Raw genomic sequence first — 23,007 nt, forward strand, 5'->3', positions numbered from 1 at the left:
GGGAGGGAAACGGTGACGCGCGTCCGGCGCGTTCACATCTTGCGCGGCGCGGACACGCCCAGCAGCGCCAGCGCGTTGCGCAGCACCTGGGCGGTCGCGGCCAGCAGCGCCATGCGGGCGTGCAGCAGCGCGGCGTCATCGACCAGGAAGCGCTCGGCGGCGTAGTAGCTGTGGAAAGCCGAGGCGACGTCGCGCAGGTAGAAGGCCACGTCGTGCGGCGCCAGATCCTCGGCGGCACGCTGCAGCATCTCGGGGTAGTCGGCCAGCTTGTTCATCAGCGCCGTCTCGGTCGGCGCGACCAGCGCAGACAGGTCGACGCCGGCCAGCGCGGCCAGGTCGCCGCCGCGGTCGGCCTCGTAGGCGGCCAGCACCGAGCAGATGCGCGCATGCGCGTACTGGACGTAGTAAACCGGGTTCTCGTCGTTGGCCTTCAGCGCCAGGTCGACGTCGAAGACAAACTCGGTGTCGGCCTTGCGGCTGATCAGGAAGAAGCGCACCGCGTCGCGGCTGGTCCAGTCGATCAGGTCGCGCAGCGTGACGTAGCTGCCGGCGCGCTTGGAGATCTTGACCTCCTCGCCGCCCTTCATCACGGTGACCATCTTGTGCAGCACGTAGTCGGGCCAGCCCTGCGGGATGCCGACGCCGGCCGCCTGCAGGCCGGCACGCACGCGGGCGATGGTGCCGTGGTGGTCGCTGCCCTGGATGTTCACCACCTTGTCGAAGCCGCGTTCCCACTTGTGCACGTGATAGGCCACGTCGGGCAGGAAGTAGGTGTAGGTGCCGTCGGACTTGCGCATCACGCGGTCCTTGTCGTCACCGTAGTCGGTCGAGCGCAGCCACAGCGCGCCGCCTTCCTCGTAGGTCTTGCCGGCGGCGACCAGGCGGGCGACGGTCTGCTCGACCCGGCCGCTGCTGTACAAGCCGGACTCAAGATAGTAGTGATCGAAGCGCACGCCGAAGGCCTGCAGGTCCAGGTCCTGCTCATGGCGCAGGTAGGCGACGGCGAACTGGCGGATGCCGTCCAGGTCGGCCACGTCGCCCGAGGCGGTGAAGCTGCGGTCATCGGCCGAGACCGTGTCGCGCTGCAGGAAGCTGGCGGCGATGTCGGCGATGTAGTCGCCGTTGTAGGCCGACTCGGGCCAACCGGCATCGCCCGGCTTCAGGCCGTTCAGGCGGCACTGGGTCGACGTGGCCAGCGTGCCGATCTGCACGCCCGCGTCGTTGTAATAGAACTCGCGGTGGACCTGCCAGCCCTGGGTCGCGTAGAGGTTGCAGATCGCGTCGCCGAGGGCCGCCTGGCGGCCATGGCCGACGTGCAGCGGGCCGGTCGGGTTGGCCGAGACGAACTCGACCATCACGCGTCGGCCGATCGATGCACGCACGCCGAACGCATCGGTGTCGGCCAGCACCTGGGCCACCACCTGCTGGCGCGCGGCCGGGCGCAGCCGCAGGTTGATGAAGCCGGGGCCGGCCAGCTCGGTGGCGTCGACCCAGCGCTGCACCGCCGGCTGGCGGCCGAGGGCCTCGACCAGCGCCTGCGCCAGTTCGCGCGGGTTCTTCTTCAGGGCACGCGCCAGCGGCATCGCGGCGGTGATGGCGAGGTCGCCGTGGGCGGCCTGCTTGGGGTTCTCGAAGGCGGGGATGAGGGCGTGGCCGGGTGCCACCTCGGCCAGCGCTGCTTCCAGCGCCGCCAACAGTTCCGCTTTGGCTTGAATCATCCAGTCATTCTAGGGTGGGGCCCAAGTCGACCGGGTGCCGCCGCAGCGCCTGCGGCAAGGGCCGACAGCAGGGCCTTGCGTGTCAGATGCCCCTGACTTACCCCTCATATCGGCTTGCCGCCCGGCCGTGGGGGTGAAAAACTCAAGCGTCCCCTTCCGACCCCAGACCATGATCGACCTCAGCATCGCGGAGCAGCCCGAACGCATCGGCAAGTACCGCGTCATCCGACGCCTCGGCGAAGGCACCACCAGCGAGGTCTTCCTGTGCCATGACGAGTTCCACGACCGCCAGGTCGCGGTCAAGCGCGTCCGGCCCAACGTCCTGAACGATGCCCAGGACGGCCACGTCTTCTCGCGCTTCTTCGCCTCCGAGGCCGCGCTGGCCGGCCTGCTGCACCACCCGAACGTGGTCGACATCTACGACGCCGTGCCCGACCCGTCGGCGCCCTACGTCGTCATGGAATACGTGCCCGGCACGACCCTGCGCGCCTACTGCCAGCCCGGCCACCTGCTGCCGCTGGAGCAGATCGTGGAAGTCGGCTTCAAGTGCGCGATGGCGCTGGGCTACTGCTACCGCCAGGGCCTGATCCACCGCGACGTCAAGCCGGCCAACATCCTGGCGCTGGAGGCCAACGGGGTTGTCTCGGACGTCAAGATCACCGACTTCGGCAGCGCGCTGAACCTGGCCTCGGACTCGACCCAGGTCCACCGCGTCGGCTCGCTGGCCTACATGTCGCCCGAACAGCTCGACGGCAGCCAGCTCGACGCGCGGGCGGACATCTACTCCCTCGGCGCGGTGCTCTATCACCTGATCGCCGGCCATGCGCCCTTCGAGGCGGCCAGCCAGGCCAGCCTGATGCACCAGATCTGCCACGCCCAGCCGGTCTCGCTGGTCGGCCTGCGTGCCGGCGTCTCGACCGCGCTGGACCAGGTGGTGCAGCGCTGCCTGGCCAAGCGCACCGACCACCGCTACCCGTCCTGGGAAGCGGTCGGCGACGCGCTCTCCCAGCTGATCTCCAAGCACCACGTGCCGCGCGGCGCGATGCAGGGCGTGCTGGACTCGGAGCGCTTCACGCTGCTGCGCACGCTGGAGTTCTTCAACAACTTCGGCGACGTCGCGCTGTGGGAGGTCGTGCACCGGGCCAAGTGGCAGCGCTTCCCGGTCGGCCACGCGCTCTATGCCAAGGGCGAGGAAGGGCGGCACTTCCACATCATCGCGTCCGGCGCGGTCGAGGTGTACCGCGACGGCCGGCGGGTGGCCGAACTCGGCGCCGGGACCTCGGTCGGCGAGATGGCCTACCTCGCGCCCAGTCCGGAGCTGCGCCGGCACAGCACCGACATCGTCGTCACCGAGACCGCCACCACGATCAGCTTCTCGCCCGACAGCCTCGGCAAGCTCAGCCCCGCCTGCCGCCACCTGTTCGACGAGGCCTTCATCCGCGTGCTGGTGCGACGCCTGCACGCCGCCCACGAGGCGCTGGCGCACCCGCGCCGCATCCTCTGACGCAAGGACGCGACATCGGCGCTCTCGCTTCGGTTGACGGTGGAAGCAGGCCTTGTGCGCCGCCAGGGGCCACGGTTCAATCCGGCCGGACGCCGTCCCAGTCCGGGCCGGCAACCTGCAACCGTGCCGGAGCACATGCCATGAAGACCTGGATCTCCCTGATCGCCCTGACCCTGGCCACCCTGAGCGGCGTCGCCCAAGCCGCCGACTGCGAAGCCCAGGCCGCCGAGAAGAAGCTCGCCGGCGCCGCCAAGAACAGCTTCGTCAAGAAGTGCGAACGCGAGTCGGGCGCCTCCAACGCCGGCGCCGCCTGCGAATCCAAGGCCGCCGAGAAGAAGCTGGCGGGTGCCGCCAAGAACAGCTTCGTCAAGAAGTGCGTGGCCGACGCGGCCAAGTGAGCACAAGCTGACTTCCTGAAGACGCCCGGCCGGTCCGGGCGTTTTTCATGGCGCCGGCCATCCGGAACCCAGCCGGCGACACCCGGACGGCGTGGCTATGATGGATCGCATGAGCGCCAGCTATCTTTGGGTCAAGGCCCTGCACATCGTCTTCATCGCCAGCTGGTTCGCCGGCCTGTTCTACCTGCCACGGTTGTTCGTGAACCTGGCGATGGTCGCGCCCGACAGCGTGGCCGAGCGCGAGCGCCTGCTGCTGATGGCGCGCAAGCTGCACCGCTTCGCCAGCGGCCTGATGTGGATCGCGCTGGCCAGCGGCTTCTGGCTCTGGCTGGGCGTGGGCATCGGCAAGGGCCCCGGCAACGGCTGGCTGCATGCCAAGCTGGCGCTGGTGCTGCTGGTGATCGGCTACCACCACGTCAACGCCGCCCACCTGCGGCGCTTCGAGAACGGCAGCAACACCCGCGGCCACCGCTGGTTCCGGGTCTACAACGAGATCGCCGTGCTGGCCTTTGCCGCCATCGTGGTGCTGGTGGTCGTCAAGCCCTTCTGAGGGCCGGCCGGACACGATGCGCACCCAACGTTCGTCGGCCTGGCCACTCGCGCTGGCCTGGGTGCTGCTCATCGTCTACGCCAGCCTGCACCCGTTCGACGGCTGGCGCTGGCCACCGGGCGAGCCCTGGTACCAGCGGCTGTGGCTGCCCAGCCCGGCCTCGTCGCGCTTCGACCTGTGGTCCAACTTCCTGGCCTACCAGCCGCTGGGCTTCCTGCTGGCGATGGGCTGGCTGCGCGGCGGCACCGGACCGCTGCGGGCCGGCTTGCAGGCTCTCGGTGTCGGCGTGCTGCTGTCGCTGGGCATGGAGTGGAGCCAGGTGATGCTGCCCGGCCGCGTGCCCTCGCGCATCGACTGGGCGCTCAACAGCGCCGGCACGCTGGTCGGCGCGCTGCTGGCGGCGAGCGCGCACGACCTCGGCCTGCTGCGGACCTGGCAGCGCTGGCGCGACCGCTGGTTCGTGCCGCACGGTGCCGTCGGCCTGACCTTGTTGCTGACCTGGCCGGTCGGGCTGCTGTTCCCGCCGCCGGTGCCGATGGGCCTGGGCGAAGGCCTGGTCCGGCTGGGCGAGGCCCTGCACGAGGTCCTGGCGGACAGCGCCTTCGAGGGTTGGCTGAGTGCCCCGGCCGAGCCGCCGCCACTGCCCCAGGGGCTCGAGATGGTCGCCATCGCGCTGGGCCTGCTGGCGCCCGGCTGGATCGCCTGCGCGATCGCGCGTCAGCGCCGCCACCGTCTGGTGCTGCTGCTGGGCGCGGGCGTGCTGGGCGTGGCCACGACCACGCTGTCGACGGCGCTGAACTTCGGCCCCGACCATGCCCTGACCTGGCTGACGCCGGCCTTCTGGCCCGCGCTGGCGCTGGCTGGCGTGCTGGGCGTGCTGCTGACCCTGCTGCCCGTGCGGGTGGTCGCCGCGCTCGGGCTGGTCGGCCTGACGGCGCTGATCGCGCTGGCTTCGCAGGCCGGCACCGATCCCTATTTCGCCTCCAGCCTGGCGCGCTGGGAGCAGGGCCGCTTCATCCGCTTTCACGGGGTTGCCCGCTGGGTCGGCTGGATCTGGCCCTTCGCGGCGATCGGCTGGCTGCTGGCCGAGGTGGCCCGGGTCGGTCACCGGCCCCTGCGCGCGGACAGACGTTGAAACCGTCGCCGCAAGGGCGACTTCTACAATCCGCGCCCATGAGCAGCAGCTACTACCAGCGTCACATCTTCTTCTGCCTGAACCAGCGTTCGAACGGCGAGGCCTGTTGTGCCGACCACGCCGCGCAGGCCGGCTTCGACCACTGCAAGCAGAAGGTCAAGAGCCTCGGCCTGGCCGGTCCGGGCCAGGTCCGCGTCAACAAGGCCGGCTGCCTGGACCGCTGCGCCGGCGGCCCGGTCGCCGTGGTCTACCCGGAGGCCACCTGGTACACCTTCGTCGACCAGGCCGACATCGACGAGATCGTCGAATCGCACCTGCGCGACGGCCAGGTGGTCGAGCGCCTGGTGCTGGCGCCGGACGTCGGCCGTTGACCGCGTCGAGCGTGCAGGAAGGCCCACGATGAACGCGCAGACCGAACGCCGGCTGATCGACGGACCCATCGGCCCGATCGAGTGCGCCATCGACCGGCCGAGCGATGACGCCCACCGCGACACGCCGCGCGGGGTCGCCGTGGTGGCCCATCCGCACCCGCTGTTCGGCGGCACGATGGACAACAAGGTCGCCCAGACCCTGGCCCGCGCGCTGGTGCTGCTGGGCTACGAGACGGTGCGCTTCAACTTCCGCGGCGTCGGTGCCACCGCCGGCACGCACGACGAGGGTCGTGGCGAGTCCGACGACCTGCTCGCGGTGGTTGCCGCGATGCGCCGCCCGGGCCTGCCGCTGGTGCTTGGCGGCTTCTCCTTCGGTGCCTATGTGACGACGCTGGCGGCGGCCCGCCTGGACGGCGCCGACGCGGCCGAGCGCCTGGTGCTGGTCGGCCCGTCGACCCAGCGCGCGACGCCCGCGCCGGTGCCGGCCGACACGCTGGTGATCCACGGCGAGCAGGACGATGTCGTGCCGCTGTCGGCCACCCTGGACTGGGCCCGGCCGCAGCAGCTGCCGGTGATCGTCATGCCCGGCGTCGGCCATTTCTTCCACGGCCAGCTGACCCAGCTGCGCCAACTGATCGTGCGCAGCTGGCATTGAGCCGGCCGCGCCGGGCCCTCGGCCCCAACCGGATACCCACCATGCAGTCGAATCTCTCCGCCCTGTTCACCGGGCTGCGTCGCCGTCTCGGCGTCGCCGCGCTCTCGCTGGGTCTGGCGGCCAGCCTCGCCACCGTTCCGGCCGCGGCCCAGGTCCCCGCGCCCGAGGTGGCCGCGCGGGCCTACATCCTGTATGACGCCAGCGCCAGCCAGGTGCTGGCCGAGCGCGACGCCGACGCTGCCGTCGAGCCGGCCTCGCTGACCAAGCTCATGACCGCCTACCTGGTCTTCCAGGCCCTGCGCGACGGCAAGCTCAGCCTGGACCAGCAGCTCACGGTGTCCGAGCGGGCCTGGCGCACCGGCATGACCGATGCCTCGCGCATGTACATCCAGGTCGGCACGCAGGTGCGGGTCGAGGACCTGATCCTGGGCATGATCGTGCAGAGCGGCAACGACGCCACCGTGCAGCTGGCCGAGGCGGTCGGCGGCTCGCTGGAGAACTTCGTGGCGATGATGAACCGCCAGGCCCAGGCCTTCGGCCTCAAGGTCACGCAGTTCCGCAACCCCGAAGGGCTGCCCGCGCCGGGCCATGTCAGCACCGCGCGCGAGCTGTCGGTGATCGCCACGCGGCTGCTGCTGGACTTCCCCAACGAGGCGAAGTTCTACACGACCAAGGAGTTCACCTACAACAAGATCAAGCAGACCAACCGCAACCTGCTGCTGTGGCGCGACCCGACGGTCGACGGTCTCAAGACCGGCTACACCGATGCGGCCGGCTACTGCCTGATCGCCACCGCGAAGCGTGACCTGCCCGCCGGTCCGCGCCGGCTGGTCGCCGTGGTGCTGGGCTCGGCCTCCAAGGAGACCCGCGCGACCGAGGCGCAGAAGCTGCTCAACTGGGGCTACAGCGCCTGGGACGCGGTCAAGATCTACGACGCCAAGGCCACCATCACGACCGCGCCGGTCTGGAAGGGCGCGGCCAAGGAAGCGAAGCTGGGCCTGATGCAGCCGCTGGTCGTGACCGTGCCGCGCGGCGAGCTGGGCAAGCTGCAGACCGAGGTCACGCGCACCGACCCGCTGCTCGCGCCCCTGACGGTAGGCCAGAACGTCGGCACGCTCAAGATCACCTCGAACGGCAAGGTGCTGGCGCAGACGCCCATCACCGTGACCCAGGACGTGCCGCTGGCCGGCTTGCTGGGCCGCAGCTGGGACAGCCTGCGCCTGTGGGTGCGCTGAGTCCGGCACGGACCCTGCCGCGCGTCATGGCGCCGGCCGGGCAAGCGCGCTAATCTGGCCGCGTCCCGCTGCTGCGGCAACCCTGTCGCAGCCGGGAAAGCCCGGAGACCGCTCATGTCCCACCACGTGTCCCTCAGCGAACTGCCCTGTCACCTCGACGGACGCTGGCTGGCGCTCGACGAAGCCCGCGTGCCGGTGCTGGACCGGGGCTTCATCTTCGGCGACGGCATCTACGAGGTCGTGCCGGTCTACCGTCGACGGCTGTTCCGCTTCGACGAGCACATGCTGCGGCTGGAGCGTTCGCTGGCCGCCGTGCGCATCCCCAATCCGCACGATCGCGACGGCTGGCTCACGCTGATGCGCGAACTGGTCGAGCGTGTCGCGGCGGCCGGTGGCGGTGACGAGCAGTTGCTCTACCTCCAGATCACGCGGGGCGTCGCGCCGCGCGCGCACGGCATGCCCACGGGGCTGCGGCCGACCGTTTTCATGATGAGCACGCCGCACCACCCGCCCGGCCCGGAGGAGCGCCGCCGTGGCGCCACGTGCATCACGCATGCGGACTTCCGCTGGTCGCGCGGCGACATCAAGACCACCTCGCTGCTGGGCAACGTGATGGCGCGCCAGGCGGCCATCGATGCCGGTGCCGACGAGACCATCCTGTTGCGCGAGACCCCGCACGGCGGCGTCACCGTCAGCGAGGGCTCGTCGAGCAACGTCTGGATCGTGCTCGAAGGCGCGCTGATCGGCGTGCCGCCCTCGGGCCACACGCTGGCCGGCATCCGGCTGGAGCTGCTGCAGTCGCTGTGCGAGGAAACCGGCATCGCCTGCCACCTGCGGCCGATCGGCGAGGCCGAGCTGTACGCGGCCGACGAGATCCTGCTGAGTTCGGCCGGCCGCGAGCTGATGCCGGTCACCCGGCTGGACGGCGAGCCGGTCGGCCACGGCGCCGGCCGCGGCAAGCCCGGCCCGGTCTATGCCCGGCTGCACGAGGCCTACGAGCAGGCCAAGCTTGAACAATCGATCTGACGCCCCACGTCCGATGACCCACACGAGACGACGCCCGCCATGCCCGACATCCCGCCCGAACAGTCCCTGATCGAGTACCCCTGCGACTTCCCGATCAAGGTGATGGGCCCGCACGTCCCGGGCTACCTCGACGCCATCGTCGCCGTCGCCCGCGAGTTCGACCCCGGCTTCGACCCCACCACCGTCGAGCAGCGCCCCAGCAAGAGCGGCAACTACCTCGGCCTGACGATCACCATCCACGCCACCAGCCGGGAACAGCTCGACGCGCTGTACCGCGCCCTGTCCGGCCATCCGATGGTCAAGATCGTGCTCTGAGCGAGGGGCGGACATCCCCGCAGGCCAGCGCCGGGCCGCCCCAAGCGGCCTGCGCGTCCCCTCGGGGGACCGACCGGCGTACCCGCCGGGCGAGGGGCGGACATGTCACATCTCGAGGACCCAGGCGATCACGTTCTTGGCGACAAAACCCAGCATCCCGAACGACAGCACCAGGAACAGCACGAAGGTGCCGAAGCGGCCGGCCTTCGACTCGCGAGCGAGCTGCGCGATGATGAAGAGCATGTAGAGGATGAAGGCCGAGACGCCGACCGTCAGGCCGAAATGGGCGAGCTGTTCTTCGGAGTAGCCGAACATGGTGTCGTCCGCTGGATCAGGCGCCGGCCAGGGCTCGGGCGGTGGCGTCGAGGTCCGATGACGGCGGCACCAGGTCGCGGTAGGCATACCAGCTGGCATGGCCCAGCATCGGCACCACCGCGATCAGCCCCATCAGCAGGGAGCCCAGCCCGAGCAGCGTGAAGCCCATCAGCAGCGCGGCCCAGATCGCCATCGGCAACGGGTTCTCCAGCACCGCGCGCCAGCTCACCAGCACGGCGGTCAGCACGCCGACCGGGCGGTCCAGCATCAGCGGAATGGCGAGCACGCTGGAGGCATAGACCGGCGCGGCCAGCAGCGCGCCCAGCGCCAGCCAGATCTCGAACAGCCAGGACTGCCGGTTGGCGACCACCAGGCGCAGGAAGTCGATCGGCGTGACGACCGGGGCCGGCGACATCGCATGGATCAGCGCCGCCGAGGTCAGCACCCAGCCGGTCCCGGCCAGCCCGAGCAGCAGCCCGAAGGCGACCAGCCGGCGATCGACCGACAGCCAGACCGAGATCACCGTCGACCAGCCGACCGGCTCGCCGCGCTCGATCGCGCGGCTGACCGCGTAGAGGCCGGTGGCCGCCACCGGCGCGACGATCAGGAAGCCCGACAACGCGCCGGCCATGACCCAGAACTGGTGCCGCGCCACGCCCAGGATGAACCAGCCGGCCAGCGCCAGCAACGCCCCATGCGAGAAGGCGATGCCCGGAGCCTGCCGGATGTCGTGCCAGGCGCGCTCCAGCCAGGTCAGCGGCTGCAGGGGCCGCAGGATGCGGATCGGCGTCTGGTGGGCGGTGGCGTCGACAGTCATCCGGCGATGCTAGACCAGCGTCCGGCACGCTTTCATGCGCTTCGTCATGGCCCGCTCGGGCATGGCGAGGTTCAAGGCGATGTCGGAGCCGGCCGATAAGTTCATCATCAGGGCCCCTGTCGGTGTCCGTGTTCATGCCCATGCGGACATGACGACCACGCCGACACCGCCGGAAGACCGCTGCCATGTCCACAGACCTGCCCACCGCCCACCGCCCCCTCACCGACGCCCCACGCGACCTGGCCGGCTGGACCGCCGCGCTGCGTGACCGGCCGATCCCGGTGCTGGCCAGCAGCGCCGCCGCGCTGGCCGTGCTGGCCGAGGCAGAAGAGGCACGCGGCAACGTCGACGCGCACCGCATCGACACCGCCATCGACGACGACCCGCTGGCCACGCTGTGGGTGCTGAACCTCGCCGCCCGCCAGCGTCACGTCCGCCAGGTCACGCCGGCCGAGACCATCACCTCGGCGGTGATGATGCTGGGCATCGGCCCCTTCTTCCGCGCCAGCGCCGACGTCGAGGTGGTCGAGGCCCTGCTGGCCGAGCAGCCGCAGGCCCAGGATGGCTTGCGCGCGGTGCTGCGCCGGGCCCACCGCGCGGCCCGCTTCGCGCTGGGCTTCGGCATCCACCGCATGGAATCCGACGTGACGCTGCTGCGCGTCGCCGCGCTGCTGCACGACGTCACGGAGATGCTGCTGTGGTGCCATGCGCCGGCGCTGATCGGCGAGGTCGCCGCACGCCTGCGGGCCGACCCGACGCTGCGTTCCGAGACGGCCCAGCGCGAGGTGCTGCACGTCAGCCTGGTCGACCTCGAACAGGCGCTGCTGCGCGCCTGGCACCTGCCCGAGCGCCTGCTGCGCCTGACCGACGACCATGCCGAGGGCATCGCCCTGGTCCAGCCCCAGCGCCGGATGGTCAAGCTGTCGGTCCAGCTGGCCCGTCACACCCAGGCCGGCTGGGAAAACGCCGCGCTGCCCGATGACATCGAGGAACTGGCGCTGCTGCTCAACCTGTCGCCACTGTCGGTGCGCACCTTGCTGGGCGAGCTGGACAGCTGAGGGGTCCGGCCTCGGTCGTGCCTTCGGCGGCCACCTCCGCCAGCAGCCGTTCCAGCAGCGGCCAGACCCGCGCATCGCGCGACAGCTCCAGGTGCGCCAGGCCGGGCCAGTGCAGCGCCTCAGCCGCACCGTCCAGCAGCGCCCTTGCGGGCGGGAACACGACGTTGTCGCAATGGCTGTGAACGCAGGTGAACCGGGCACGCCAGCGGGCGTCCTCGCCGGCGGCCAGGGCGAGCAGCCAGGCGCTGTCGGGCTGCATCTGGCGGGCGTTGGGCGGGCCGAAGCCGCGTGACAGCCAGGTGCCACGGTGCGGCGTGGCCAGTGTCAGCACGCGTGGCATCGGCAGGTCCGGGCGTCCGATCGCGCCACGCCAGCGCCACCAGGCCCGCACCGCCAGCCCGCCCATGCTGTGGGCCACGATCAGCGGCGGCCGGCCGGTGACGGCGACCAGCCGGGCCACGGCGGCCTCGATCTGCGGCGCGTAGGTGTCGATGCCGGTCCAGGCCGGCACCAGGTCGACGGCGATGAAGGGCTGGCCACGCGCGGCCAGCCAGGCGGGCCATTCCGGCCACCAGAAACCGCGGTTGCAGTGGTAGCCGTGGACCAGCAGCACGCCGACGCGGCCGGATGCCAACCCGGTGCCGGGCTCGAGCCGGTCGGCAAAGGCCCGGCTGCGCCAGACCTGGCGCCAGCCGAACACCCGCGTCGCCAGCACCGACTCGCGCCAGCCCGCGCGCAGCAGGGCGCCCGGGCCGGGACGCGGCGCCGGATCGTCGCGGTGCTGGGCCGCCACGGCCAGCATCTCCAGGCCGAAGGTCAGCCACGTCAGCGCCATGAGCGACCACAGCGGCAGGCCGGCCACCAGCAGCCTCGCCGGCATCGGCAGGCCGCTCGCGCCGAACCAGGCCAGCATGCCGAGGATCAACGCACCGGCCAGCCCGAGCAGCCAGACGACACGGGCCAGCAGGATCGCGGCGGGAAGGCGGGGGTTCGCCGGCACGTTGCGCGGCCCGGCAGGTCGATGGGACGGGTGCATGTCGCCAGTCTGACCGATCGTTGCGGCCCCGACATGGTGCCGATCCCAGTGGGCCGGGCGCCGTCCGGCTGGCATGCTCGATGCGCATCTGTTTTGGTTCGACGAGGACAACGCATGGACACGCCCACCGCCCGCCCCTGGCTGGCCCAGTATCCCGACGGCGTCGGGGCCGACATCGAGCCCGGCGGTTGGACCAGCCTGGTCGACCTGCTCGACGCGTCGTTCGAGCGCCATGCCCGGCGCGAGCAGCTGCTCTTCATGGGTCACGCGCTGCGCTATGCGGACGTCGACGCCCAGTCGCGCGCGATCGGCGCCTGGCTGCAGTCGCTCGGCCTGAAGCCGGGCACGCGGGTCGCGCTGATGTTGCCCAACGTGCCGCAGATGGTCGTCTCGCTGGCGGCGGTGCTGCGGGCCGGCTACGTCGTCGTCAACGTCAACCCGCTCTACACGCCGCGCGAGCTGGCGCACCAGCTGGTCGACTCGGGTGCCGAGGCCATCGTCATCCTGGAGAACTTCGCCAACACGCTGGCGGCGGTGATCGAACAGACCCGCGTGCGCCACGTGCTGCTGACCCAGCTCGGCGACGCGCTGCCGGCGGTTAAGCGGCTGCTGGTCAACACCGTGGTGCGGCATGTGAAGAAGCTGGTCCCGCCCTGGACGCTGCCCGAACGGACCGGCCACACCCTGGCGCGCTGGCCGCAGGCGCTCAAGGCCGGGGCCAGCCTGCCGTGGCGCAGCGCGGCGCCGCGTCCGGACGACCTGGCCTTCCTGCAGTACACCGGCGGCACCACCGGCGTGTCCAAGGGCGCGATGCTCCAGCACCGCCACGTGCTAGCCAACATCGCCCAGTGCGAGAGCTGGTTCAGCCCGGCCACCCGTGGCCATGAGGACGAGCAGCTGACCGGTGTCTGCGCGCTGCCGCTCTATCACATCTTCGCGCTGACGATCTGCTTCATGCTGGGCGCGCGGCTGGGCCAGCGCATGCTGCTGGTGCCCAACGCGCGCGACATCCCCGGCACGATCAAGACCCTGGCCAGCGTGCGCTTCCACCTGTTTCCGGCGGTCAACACGCTCTACAACGCGCTGCTCGACCATCCGGACATCAAGCAGGTCGACTTCTCCGGGCTGGTCATCTCGATGGGCGGCGGCATGGCCGTGCAACAGGCCACCGCACAGCGCTGGCTGGCGCTGACGGGCTGCCCGATCGTCGAGGGCTACGGCCTGTCGGAGACCTCGCCGGTGGCCTGCGCCAACCGGGTCGACGTGCGCGACTACACCGGCACGGTCGGCTACCCGATGCCGTCGACCGAGATCGCGATCCGCGACGACGACGGCCACGACGTGGCGATCGGCGAGTCCGGCGAGATCTGCATCCGCGGGCCGCAGGTCATGGCCGGCTACTGGCAGCGCCCGGACGAGACCGCGCTGGCGATGGACGCGGCCGGCTGGTTCCGCAGCGGCGACATCGGCGTGATGGATGCGCGCGGCCAGGTCCGCATCGTCGACCGCAAGAAGGACATGATCCTGGTGTCCGGCTTCAACGTGTACCCAACCGAGATCGAGCAGGTCGTCAACCTGATGCCCGGCGTGACCGACTGCGCTGCCGTGGGCATGCCCGACGAGCGCACCGGCGAGGCCGTCCGGCTGTGCATCGTGCGGCGCGACCCGCAGCTCACGGCCGAGGACGTCGCCGCCTGGTGCCGCGAGCAGCTGACCGCCTACAAGCGGCCGAAGGTGATCGAGTTCCACGCCACGCTGCCCAAGACCAACGTCGGCAAGATCCTGCGCCGCGAGCTGCGCGACTCGCCGCTGCAGGGCTCCTGAGAGCGGACTTGCCCACACGCTGGCCACAGCCTGCACACAGGCCGGGACAAGTCTGTGGGCAAAGCCAGCACAGACCGGGATGGATCCACAGGCGCGGCGCCGCCCGCCAAGTTGTTGTCACCTTGCCCTGCGGCAAACAGGTGCCTGGCCCACAGGCTTGCGGGCTCGACAAGTCCTTGATCCAAAAAGGATTTCCTGTCTTGTCCACAGGACGGATCGGCCCCTATTACTACGACTACCCTTGAAATTTTCAAGAAATCCGGTGAATACAGGGAACAACTTCCGACCCTTCGGGCCCTTGCCGGGGTGGACGCCGGTGCCGGTGTTGCGGTGCAACAAGAAAGCGTGAACCGGGCCGGAAACCGACGTGCGGCTGACCTCGCGCTGGCCTATCCTGAACCCACCCAGCTGTCCGGACCTTCGATGTGGACCGTCATTTCCTGAACCCCCTGTTCCTGCCTTCCAGCCTGGTCGTCTTCGCCGGCGGCGACGATCCCGAAACCCAGACGCACGGCCCCGCCCGGGTGCTGTTGAAGGCCCTGAAGGCGCAGCCCTTCGCGGGACGCATCACCCACCTCGACACCGAGATGACCGGCACGCTCGGCGACCTGGCGGTCACGCGGGCCGACCTGGCGGTGATCGCGCTGCCGCACGAGCGCATCGCCGCCGCGCTGGAGATCGCCGGACGCATCCGCTGCCGCGCCGCGCTGGTGCTGTCGAGCAACCTGCCGCTGGCGGCCTGCCAGGAACTGCACGCGATCGCGCGGCGGCACGACATCCACCTGCTCGGCCCCAACAGCCTGGGCTTCCAGCGCCCGCACGAGAAGCTCAACGCCAGCCTGGCCGGCCGGCTGGCTGCGCCGGGGCCGCTGGCGCTGGTCTCGCAGTCCGGTGCGCTGACCGCGTCGATGCTGGACTGGGCCGCGCGCAACGGCGTGGGCTTCTCCAACGTCATCTCGCTGGGCGCCAACACCGCCGTCGACCTGCCGCAGGTGCTGGACTTCCTGGCCCATGACGCGGCCACCCAGAGCATCCTGGTCTATCTGGAAGGCATCCAGAACGCCCGCCGCTTCATGAGCACGCTGCGTGCAGCGGCCTATGCCAAGCCGGTGGTCGTGATGAAGGCTGGCCGCCGGCCGGCCGGCAGCCACGTGGCGCTGACGCATTCGGCGGCCATCGTCGGATCGGACGACGTCTTCGAGGCCGCGCTGCGCCGTGCCGGCGTGGTGCGGGTGCGCACCTTCACGCAGATGTTCTCGGCCGCCAAGTGCCTGGCCTCGCGCTACCGGCCGACCGGGCGCGGCCTGGCCATCATCACCAACGGCGGCGGCCCGGCGGTGCTGGCCGCCGACCATGCCAACGAGATGGGCCTGAACGTGGTCAGCCTGGGCAAGGCGCTGCGCGACGAGCTGACACCGACGCTGCCCCAGGGCGCGACGCTCGACGGCGTGATCGACCTGAGCGAGGACGCCGGCCCCGAGCACTACCGCGCCGCGCTGCTGGCCTGCGCCCGCGACCCGGCCGTCAACGGCCTGCTGGTGCTGCACGCGCCCAAGCCCGAAGGCGATCCGGACGCGATCGCGCAGGTGGTCTGCGAGACGCTCTCGCGCGTCGCCAAGCCGGTGCTGACCAGCTGGATGGGTGAGGAAAGCGTGCGCGACGCCCGCATCCTCCTCAACGACCGCCAGATCCCGACCTTCCGCACGCCGGAATCGGCCGTCGACGCCTTCCACAACATCGCCAGCTTCTATCAGAACCAGCAGCTGCTTCAACAGACGCCGCCGCCGCTGTCCAACCTCGCGGTGCCGGATGCGGAAGGCGCGCGGCTGCTGATCGAGGGCGTGCTGGCCGAGCGCCGCAAGGTCCTGACCGAGATGGAATCGAAGGCGCTGCTGGCGGCCTTCCACATCCCGGTGACGCGCACCATGCGGGCCCGCGACGGCAACGAGGCCATGCTGATCGCCAGCCAGCTGGGCTATCCGGTGGCGCTGAAGATCGACTCGCCCGACATCAGCCACAAGTCCGACGTCAACGGCGTGGTGCTCAACCTGCGCAGCGCCACCGCCGTGCGCGACGCCTGCCAGGACATGCTCTCGGCGGTCGCCCGGGCGATGCCTCAGGCGCGCATCCACGGTGTCACCGTGCAGCCCATGAGCGGCAAGCGACATGGCCGCGAGGTCTACATCGGCATGACCACCGACGACCCCTTCGGCCCGGTGATCACCTTCGGCGCCGGCGGCACCATGATCGAGCTGATCGCCGACCGCTCGATGGAACTGCCACCGCTGAACCAGTTCCTGGCGCACCGGCTGATCGAGCGCTCGCGCATCGCCGAGATGCTGGACGCCTGGCGCGGGCTGCCGGCGGTGAAGATGGAGGCGATCGAGCAGGTGCTGCTGCGGGTCTCGGAGATGGTCTGCGCGCTGCCGCACCTGCGCGAGATGGACATCAACCCGCTGATCGTCGACGAGGACGGCGTGGTCGCGGTCGACGCGCGCATCGTCATCGAACACACCGCCAGCGCGATGCACGGCTATGACCACCTGGCCATCCTGCCCTACCCGGCCAGCCAGGAACGCGAGTGGCCGATGAAGGGCGGCGACCTCTACACGATCCGGCCGATCCGGCCGGACGACGCCGACATGCTGCAGGCCTTCACCCGCAACCTGTCGGAGGAAAGCCGCTACTTCCGCTTCGCCAGCGCGATGCACGAGCTGCCCGCGCGCATGCTGGCGCGCTACACGCTGATCGACTACGACCGCGAGATGGCGCTGGTGGCTGTGCACGTCGACAAGTTGCCCGACGACAGCGTCGAGGGTGGCGTGCGCGAGGTGCGCCAGATCATCGGCGTGTCGCGCTACATCACCAACCCGGACCAGACCAGCTGCGAGTTCTCGCTGGTGGTGTCGGACGCCTACAAGGGCCAGGGCCTGGGCTCGCGGCTGATGCTCAGCATCATCGAGGTGGCGCGCAGCCGCGGCCTGTCGGAGATCGACGGCCTGGTGCTGGCCAACAACCCGAACATGCTGAGGCTGATGCGTGGCCTGGGCTTCAGCGTCGCGGCCTTCCCGGAAGACCCGGAGTTCAAGCTGGTCAGCAAGCCGCTGTAGGGCTGCGTCGGCTCCTGGGAAGGGCTCAGGAGGGGTCGGGCTGGATCGGGATGACGCGCGCGGCCTGGCGGCCTTCCCAGGCCTTCAGCGCCGCCTTCCAGGCCAGCCACTCGGCCCGCCAGGTGTCCTGCACGCAGGGGTCGCAGCCGCTGTCGCAGCAGGCGCCCTCGGGCAGCGCTTCGGGCTCGACCGGGCGCGGGTCGTCGGGGGTCATGCTGGCGAGCGTCCCGCGTTCAGAGGCTGGCCATCGCCTCGCCGAGGCGGATCGCGCGGGCCGGCGCCCAGGCCGGGTTGAAGCGCAGCGGGCCGGCCGGGAACAGCATCACGACCGTCGAGCCGAGCAGGAAGCGGCCCATCTCCTCGCCCTTCTTCAGGTGGACCGACTGCGCACCGGCGGCGTCGTAGGTCCAGGTCCGCAGGTGGCCGGGACGCGGCGGGTTGACCATGCCGTGCCAGACCGTGGCCATGCTGCCGACGATGGTCGCGCCGACCAGCACCAGCACGAAGGGGCCGTGCGGGCCCTCGAAGAAGCAGACCACCCGCTCGTTGCGCGCGAACAGGCCGGGCACGCCGCGGGCGGTGGTCGGGTTGACCGAGAACAGCGCGCCGGGCACGTGCGTCATGCGCGTCAGGCGGCCGTCGCAGGGCATGTGGATGCGGTGGTAGTCGCGCGGGCTCAGGTAGAGCGTGGCGAAGTGGCCGCCGGCAAAGGGCACGGCCTGGAAGGGGTCGCCGCCGAGCAGCGCGGTGGTGCTGTAGTGGTGGCCCTTGGCCTGGAAGACCTGGTCGCCGGCGTCACCGGTCAGGCGGCCGAACTGGCTGATCGCGCCGTCGACCGGGCAGATCAGCTCGGCGTCGGCGAGCGGCCGGGCGCCGGGCTTCAGCGCGCGGGTGAAGAACGCGTTGAAGCTCGGATAGCTGGCGATGTCCGGGTTCGCGGCCTCGGCCATGTCCACGCCGTAGCGGGCCACGAAGCGCCGGATCACCGCCGTCGTCAGGCCGCCGGCACGGGCCGATGCGAAGCGGCCGGCGAGCGCCGTCAGGGCTTGTTTCGGCAGGAGGTACTGCGGCAGGACGGCAAGGCGATCGGACACGGCAGGCACCGGTGGTGGACAAACGGGCCGCAGTGTATCGGCGCGACCTTGCGCGTCCTGACCCCCGTCGGCACGGGGAAGCCAACGTCTCAGCCGGCCGTGCTGACCTTGCCGCCGCAGCCGACCGGGCGGTCGTGGCGCAGGTAGAGGTCGGTGTCGGGCAGCGTGCTGCGCAGGGCCTCGAAGGCCCTTTCGGCCAGCGCGTGGGCGTCGACGCACAGGCCCTGGCCCATGCGCAGCGTCAGCGTGGCCTCGCCGTCGGCGATCTCGAGGGCCTGGACCCGACCGCTGGTGACGATGTCGCGGCCTTCGCGGAATTCCTGCACCCCGCGCAGGGCGGCCAGCACCGCGGCCAGCTGCTCCGGCGGGCCGTCCAGCAGCGGCTGGCCCTGGCCTTGCCAGCTGGCCGACGGCAGGCTGGCGCAGGGGCCGCAGATCTCCGCCTCGGCACCCCCTGGGGCGGTGCGTCCTCCGGAGGTCTGGCCCGCGCCGGGGCCGGGCGCCGGCTGGATCCAGATCGTCGTGCTGCCGCGTGTGTCCATGGGGTGGGATGGTGCGCCCGGACGGGTCCAGGCAAGTTGAGCGAAGTCAAGCTTGGCACGGCCGGCCCCGAAAGTCGACGCCTGTTGCCGTTGGGGTCTCCGGATCAGCCGCAGCGGGCCCGTTCCAGCGCACCGCGCAGGGCGCGCGAGGCCCGTCCCGGCGTCCACTCGAGCCAGGGGTCGTGGCCGACGTAGATGTCGGTATCGGGCAACGCCGCCTGCAGCGCGCGCAGCGCCCGGTCGGCGGCGAAGTCGCACAGGGGGCAGTCCGCCCCGATGCCCACCAGGCGCAGGCGGACCTCGCCGTCCTCGATCTGCAGCGACTCGACCAGGCCCAGCGCGACGATGTCCGCGCCCAGCGCCGGGTCGTGCACCGAGCGCAGCGCGGCAAGCGCGCGCAGCAGCGGCTCGACCGGACCGGCCAGCGTCAGTTCGGCATCGACCGGCGCATGCCAGCGTTCGGACGGCCGCGCCGCCGCGTGCGTGGTCGGACAGCTCATCGGCGTGTGCGAGGCATGGGGGGATGGCGGCATGGCGGACCTCCGAGGGGCACGGGACGGGTCCGGGTCACTATGGAACGGGTCGTCCGTGACGGCTTGCGCCGGGTCAAGCGAAGCGATTTGCGCGGCGCTGTCAAGCGGTCCGAATGCACCTGAACTGATCCAGCGCGCATCCACCCGCCGGCCGTCCCGACCTTCCCGGCTTGGGCCTGTGCGAGCCTGGGCGTCCGCACTATGCTCCGCCCCTGATCCACGGAGACCCCTCCATGTCCGACCCGAATCGCCAGGATTTGTCGCTGTTCGACAGCGACGCCGCTGCCCCTCCAAGCCGTGCCGCCACCGTCCGCCGCACCGCCGTCACCGCCCCCGAAGCCCCCAGCCGCGCCAACCTGCCGCCGCAGGCCATCAGCACCGAGTTGCTGCAGGAAAAGTACGCCAAGGGCGACGAGAAGACCATCGCCGACGTGCGCCAGCGCGTGGCCGCCGCACTGGCCGCGGTCGAGGCGCCCGAGCAGCGCGAGGCCTGGGCCGCGAAGTTCCTGTCCGCCCAGGAACGCGGCTTCGTGCCGGCCGGCCGGATCGCCTCGGCCGCCGGCACGACGCTCAGCGCCACGCTGATCAACTGCTTCGTCCAGCCGGTCGGTGACTCGATCGCCGAGCCCGAGGACGGCTTCCCCGGCATCTACACCGCCCTGACCGAAGCCGCCGAGACCATGCGGCGCGGCGGTGGCGTCGGCTATGACTTCTCGCGCATCCGGCCGCAGGGCGCCTGGGTCGGCTCGACCGAGAGCCATGCCTCCGGCCCGGTCAGCTACATGCGCGTGTTCGACCGCAGCTGCGAGACGGTCGAATCGGCCGGCAGCCGGCGCGGCGCACAGATGGGCGTGCTGCGCTGCGACCACCCGGACATCGAGACCTTCATCCATGCCAAGGACCAGGGCGACCTGCGCAACTTCAACATCTCGGTGGGCGTGACCGACGCCTTCATGCAGGCGGTCGAGGCCGACGGCCCGATCGAGCTGGTTCACAAGGCCGAGCCCGGCCCGAAGCAGAAGGCGGCCGGCGCCCGCCAGCGCGCCGACGGCCTGTGGGTCTACCGCGAGGTCCCGGCGCGCGACCTGTGGGACCAGATCATGCGGTCGACCTACGACCATGCCGAGCCGGGCGTGCTGTTCCTGGACCGCATCAACCAGGACAACAACCTGGGCTACTGCGAGACCATCGCCGCCACCAACCCCTGCGCCGAACAGCCGCTGCCGTCCTATGGCTGCTGCTGCCTGGGCTCGGTCGACCTGACCCACTTCGTGACCCGCCCCTTCGAGGCCGATGCCCGCTTCGACGCGGCCGGCTTCCGCGAGGTCTGCGCGGTCGCCACCCGCATGCTCGACAACGTGCTGGACGCCACCGTCTGGCCGCTGCCGGCGCAGCAGCAGGAAGCGGCCAACAAGCGCCGCGTCGGCCTGGGCTTCACCGGGCTGGGCGACACGCTGATCATGCTGGGCCTGCGCTACGACACGCCGGCCGCGCGCGACATGGCGCGCCACATCAGCGAGGTCATGCGCGACGCGGCCTATGACGCCTCGGTCGACCTGGCGATCGAGCGCGGCGCCTTCCCGCTCTTCAACGCCGACCTGTACCTGAGCCGCGGCAGCTTCGCCTCGCGCCTGCCCGCCGCCGTCAAGGACCGCATCCGCAGCCACGGCCTGCGCAACTCGCACCTGCTGTCGATCGCGCCGACCGGCACCATCAGCCTGGCCTTCGCCGACAACGCCTCCAACGGCATCGAGCCGCCCTTCAGCTGGACCTACACCCGCCGCAAGCGCGAGGCCGACGGCAGCTTCAAGGAATACAGCGTCGAGGACCACGCCTGGCGCCTGCACCGCCACCTCAAGGGCGCCGACGCGCCGATGGGCGAGGCCTTCGTCACCGCGCTGGAGATGAGCGCCGAGGCCCACGAGATGATGGTCGCGGCGGTCGCACCCTGCGTCGACACCTCGATCAGCAAGACCGTCAACGTCCCGGCCGACTACCCCTACGAGGACTTCCAGGGCCTCTACATGGCGGCCTGGAAATCCGGCCTGAAGGGCCTGGCGACCTACCGCCCGAACAGCGTGCTCGGCGCGGTGCTGAGCGTCGAGCCGACCCCCGTCGCAGCCGTGGCCACCCCGGCCGTCGAAGCCAGCCCGGCGCCGCTGACGGTCGCCGAGACCACGCCCTCGGGCGCCAACCAGCGCCTGCGCCTGGACCGCCTGCCGCAGCCGGTGATGGCCAGCCTGCGCTGGCCGAGCCGGCCGGAGATGAGCGGCGGCAACCCGGCCTGGAGCTACATGATCCAGCACCCGCATGGCGACTTCGCGCTGTTCGTGGGCGAGCTGCCGGCCGCCGCCGGGCCGGATGCCGGCCTGTTCGAGCGCAACGTGCCCTTCGAGGTCTGGGTCAACGGCGCCGAGCAGCCGCGTGGCCTGGCGGCGCTGGCCAAGACGCTGTCGCTGGACATGCGGGCCAACGATGCCAGCTGGCTCAAGCTCAAGCTCGATGCGCTCGCGACGGTCGCCGAGGAACGGGCCTTCGAGATGCCCTTCCCGCCGACCGGCGAGAAGAAGCTCTTCCCCGGCGTCGTCGCGGCCACCGCGGCGGTGATCCGCTGGCGCTGCGAGCAGCTCGGCGCGTTGCAGGAAGGCGGGCCGTCGCCGGTCCTGGCGGCCATGTTCAGCCGCGAGGAGCCGCGCACCGGCACCCAGGGCACGCTGGCCTGGGCGGTCGACATCCACAACCCGGCCACCGGCGAGGAGTTCACGCTGACGCTCAAGGAAGTGACCCTGCCCGGCCCGGACGGCAGCCACGTCACGCGGCCCTGCGCGATCGGCTTCGCCGGCAACTACCCGCGCGCCCTCGACGGCCTGGCCCGCCTGCTGTCGCTGGACATGCGCGTGATCGACCCGGCCTGGGTCGGCATGAAGCTGCGCAAGCTGCTCAACGTCGGCGAGCCGCTGGGCCACTTCATGGCGCCGCTGCCGGGCCAGAAGCGCCAGCAGGTCTGGCCCAGCACGGTCGCCTACGTCGCCCGCCTGGTGATCCACCGCTACGCCATGCTGGGCGTGCTGACCGAGCAAGGCGAGCCCGTCAGCGCGATGGGCGTGCTGGCCGCACCGGTCGCGGCGCTGTCGTCGTCCGACAGCGCCGAGCCTGGCGACGCCGCCACGCCGTCTCGCAAGCCCATGGCCGGCAAGCCCTGCCCCGAGTGCGGCAACGCCACCATGATCCACAAGGACGGCTGCGACTTCTGCACCAGCTGCGGCTATGTCGGTGCCTGCGGCTGAACGGCCGGCGGCAGGACGGCCGTTCCGGCCCGTTCCTGCCGCCACAGACGCCACGTCAGATACCCCACCAGCGCGGCGTTGAAGGCCATCACCGACACGTTGAGCCAGCCCGGGCCGCGCAGGATGTCGGCCAGTTCGAAGGGCAGGTAGATCGCGCCCGAGGTGGCGCCCAGCCACACGCCCCAGCGGCGGGCGTGCCAGAGGCCCCAGGCTTCCAGCAGGCGCACGCTGGCGTAGGCGGCCACCAGCAGGGTCAGCGGCGTGTAGGAGCCCGTCGTGCCGGTCGTGCCGCCGTGCAGCAAGGCGGGCGGGGCCAGGTCGGCGGGGTGCAGGCCGAGCAGGCCGGCGACGTTGGCCAAGCCCAGGCCCAGCTCGCGGGCCGGCAGGTGCAGCACCGCGACCAGCAGGGCGATGGCCAGCAGGCCCTTGAGCGCTTCCAGGCCGGCGATGACGCGCAGCGGGCGCGGGTTCGAGCGCATCGGGC

The 23,007-nt window shown here is 71.1% G+C and carries 22 protein-coding genes; 13 read left to right on the forward strand and 9 right to left on the reverse strand.

Features of this window, described 5'->3' with window-relative positions:
* Positions 1-32 precede the first annotated feature (32 nt).
* On the reverse strand, positions 33-1,718 hold the full coding sequence (gene argS / locus Q8X39_RS14275) for an arginine--tRNA ligase (protein ID WP_305750349.1): 1,686 nt from the start codon (positions 1,716-1,718) through the stop codon (positions 33-35).
* 169 nt (positions 1,719-1,887) lie between these two features.
* On the opposite strand from argS, the gene Q8X39_RS14280 reads away from it, so the two are divergent.
* From Q8X39_RS14280 to Q8X39_RS14320, 9 genes are all read left to right on the forward strand, one after another.
* Positions 1,888-3,222: a serine/threonine-protein kinase gene (locus Q8X39_RS14280; protein WP_305750350.1), complete on the forward strand. Its 1,335-nt coding sequence runs from the start codon at positions 1,888-1,890 to the stop codon at positions 3,220-3,222.
* 140 nt (positions 3,223-3,362) lie between these two features.
* Entirely contained in the window at positions 3,363-3,620 is a 258-nt protein-coding gene (locus Q8X39_RS14285; RefSeq protein WP_305750351.1) for a hypothetical protein, read from the forward strand.
* A 109-nt stretch (positions 3,621-3,729) separates the two neighbouring features.
* On the forward strand, positions 3,730-4,170 hold the full coding sequence (locus Q8X39_RS14290; protein WP_305750352.1) for a CopD family protein: 441 nt from the start codon (positions 3,730-3,732) through the stop codon (positions 4,168-4,170).
* A gap of 16 nt (positions 4,171-4,186) precedes the next feature.
* Positions 4,187-5,305: a VanZ family protein gene (locus tag Q8X39_RS14295; protein WP_305750353.1), complete on the forward strand. Its 1,119-nt coding sequence runs from the start codon at positions 4,187-4,189 to the stop codon at positions 5,303-5,305.
* Positions 5,306-5,343: 38 nt separating this feature from the next.
* Positions 5,344-5,676, forward strand: a complete 333-nt coding sequence (locus tag Q8X39_RS14300; RefSeq protein WP_305750354.1) for a (2Fe-2S) ferredoxin domain-containing protein — start codon at positions 5,344-5,346, stop codon at positions 5,674-5,676.
* Between the two features lie 28 nt (positions 5,677-5,704).
* Positions 5,705-6,331, forward strand: a complete 627-nt coding sequence (locus Q8X39_RS14305) for an alpha/beta hydrolase (protein ID WP_305750355.1) — start codon at positions 5,705-5,707, stop codon at positions 6,329-6,331.
* 41 nt (positions 6,332-6,372) lie between these two features.
* Complete coding sequence (locus Q8X39_RS14310) at positions 6,373-7,566, forward strand: D-alanyl-D-alanine carboxypeptidase family protein (protein WP_305750356.1); 1,194 nt, start codon at positions 6,373-6,375, stop codon at positions 7,564-7,566.
* Between the two features lie 114 nt (positions 7,567-7,680).
* The gene (locus Q8X39_RS14315; protein WP_305750357.1) at positions 7,681-8,592 is read left to right on the forward strand and encodes a D-amino acid aminotransferase; all 912 of its coding nucleotides are present in this window, start codon (positions 7,681-7,683) and stop codon (positions 8,590-8,592) included.
* Between the two features lie 39 nt (positions 8,593-8,631).
* The gene (locus Q8X39_RS14320; protein ID WP_305750358.1) at positions 8,632-8,907 is read left to right on the forward strand and encodes a DUF493 family protein; all 276 of its coding nucleotides are present in this window, start codon (positions 8,632-8,634) and stop codon (positions 8,905-8,907) included.
* Positions 8,908-9,012: 105 nt separating this feature from the next.
* Here the strand turns inward: Q8X39_RS14320 and Q8X39_RS14325 are convergent, their stop codons facing one another.
* Together Q8X39_RS14325 and Q8X39_RS14330 are read right to left on the reverse strand one after the other, a co-directional pair.
* Positions 9,013-9,222 carry a DUF2788 domain-containing protein gene (locus Q8X39_RS14325; RefSeq protein ID WP_305750359.1) on the reverse strand — a complete coding sequence of 70 codons (210 nt, stop codon included), beginning with the start codon at positions 9,220-9,222 and terminating at the stop codon, positions 9,013-9,015.
* Positions 9,223-9,238: 16 nt separating this feature from the next.
* On the reverse strand, positions 9,239-10,039 hold the full coding sequence (locus Q8X39_RS14330) for a DUF2189 domain-containing protein (protein WP_305750360.1): 801 nt from the start codon (positions 10,037-10,039) through the stop codon (positions 9,239-9,241).
* Positions 10,040-10,224: 185 nt separating this feature from the next.
* Here Q8X39_RS14330 and Q8X39_RS14335 point away from each other — a divergent pair, with 185 nt between their 5' ends.
* Positions 10,225-11,097 carry an HDOD domain-containing protein gene (locus Q8X39_RS14335; protein WP_305750361.1) on the forward strand — a complete coding sequence of 291 codons (873 nt, stop codon included), beginning with the start codon at positions 10,225-10,227 and terminating at the stop codon, positions 11,095-11,097.
* On the opposite strand, the gene Q8X39_RS14340 is transcribed toward Q8X39_RS14335, so the two are convergent.
* On the reverse strand, positions 11,045-12,133 hold the full coding sequence (locus tag Q8X39_RS14340) for an esterase/lipase family protein (RefSeq protein WP_305750362.1): 1,089 nt from the start codon (positions 12,131-12,133) through the stop codon (positions 11,045-11,047). The genes Q8X39_RS14335 and Q8X39_RS14340 overlap by 53 nt on opposite strands.
* A 114-nt stretch (positions 12,134-12,247) precedes the next feature.
* Here Q8X39_RS14340 and Q8X39_RS14345 point away from each other — a divergent pair, with 114 nt between their 5' ends.
* Both Q8X39_RS14345 and Q8X39_RS14350 read left to right on the forward strand, forming a co-directional pair.
* Positions 12,248-13,957, forward strand: a complete 1,710-nt coding sequence (locus Q8X39_RS14345) for an AMP-binding protein (RefSeq protein ID WP_305750363.1) — start codon at positions 12,248-12,250, stop codon at positions 13,955-13,957.
* 425 nt (positions 13,958-14,382) lie between these two features.
* Positions 14,383-17,067, forward strand: a complete 2,685-nt coding sequence (locus Q8X39_RS14350) for a bifunctional acetate--CoA ligase family protein/GNAT family N-acetyltransferase (protein ID WP_305750364.1) — start codon at positions 14,383-14,385, stop codon at positions 17,065-17,067.
* A gap of 25 nt (positions 17,068-17,092) precedes the next feature.
* On the opposite strand, the gene Q8X39_RS14355 is transcribed toward Q8X39_RS14350, so the two are convergent.
* The 4 genes from Q8X39_RS14355 to Q8X39_RS14370 form a co-directional block, all read right to left on the reverse strand.
* Positions 17,093-17,281 carry an oxidoreductase-like domain-containing protein gene (locus Q8X39_RS14355; RefSeq protein ID WP_305750365.1) on the reverse strand — a complete coding sequence of 63 codons (189 nt, stop codon included), beginning with the start codon at positions 17,279-17,281 and terminating at the stop codon, positions 17,093-17,095.
* 19 nt (positions 17,282-17,300) lie between these two features.
* On the reverse strand, positions 17,301-18,161 hold the full coding sequence (gene asd / locus Q8X39_RS14360; RefSeq protein WP_305750366.1) for an archaetidylserine decarboxylase: 861 nt from the start codon (positions 18,159-18,161) through the stop codon (positions 17,301-17,303).
* An 89-nt stretch (positions 18,162-18,250) separates the two neighbouring features.
* Positions 18,251-18,703: an iron-sulfur cluster assembly protein gene (locus tag Q8X39_RS14365; protein WP_305750367.1), complete on the reverse strand. Its 453-nt coding sequence runs from the start codon at positions 18,701-18,703 to the stop codon at positions 18,251-18,253.
* 104 nt (positions 18,704-18,807) lie between these two features.
* The gene (locus Q8X39_RS14370; RefSeq protein WP_305750368.1) at positions 18,808-19,236 is read right to left on the reverse strand and encodes an iron-sulfur cluster assembly protein; all 429 of its coding nucleotides are present in this window, start codon (positions 19,234-19,236) and stop codon (positions 18,808-18,810) included.
* A 233-nt stretch (positions 19,237-19,469) separates the two neighbouring features.
* Here Q8X39_RS14370 and Q8X39_RS14375 point away from each other — a divergent pair, with 233 nt between their 5' ends.
* Positions 19,470-22,523 (forward strand): adenosylcobalamin-dependent ribonucleoside-diphosphate reductase, encoded by a 3,054-nt coding sequence (locus Q8X39_RS14375; RefSeq protein WP_305750369.1) that lies wholly within the window; start codon positions 19,470-19,472, stop codon positions 22,521-22,523.
* Here the strand turns inward: Q8X39_RS14375 and Q8X39_RS14380 are convergent.
* Entirely contained in the window at positions 22,502-23,002 is a 501-nt protein-coding gene (locus Q8X39_RS14380) for a DUF2127 domain-containing protein (RefSeq protein WP_305750370.1), read from the reverse strand. The genes Q8X39_RS14375 and Q8X39_RS14380 overlap by 22 nt on opposite strands.
* Positions 23,003-23,007 lie beyond the last annotated feature (5 nt).

The sequence above is a fragment of the Leptothrix discophora genome (assembly GCF_030705305.1).
Lineage (GTDB): Bacteria > Pseudomonadota > Gammaproteobacteria > Burkholderiales > Burkholderiaceae_C > Sphaerotilus > Sphaerotilus discophorus.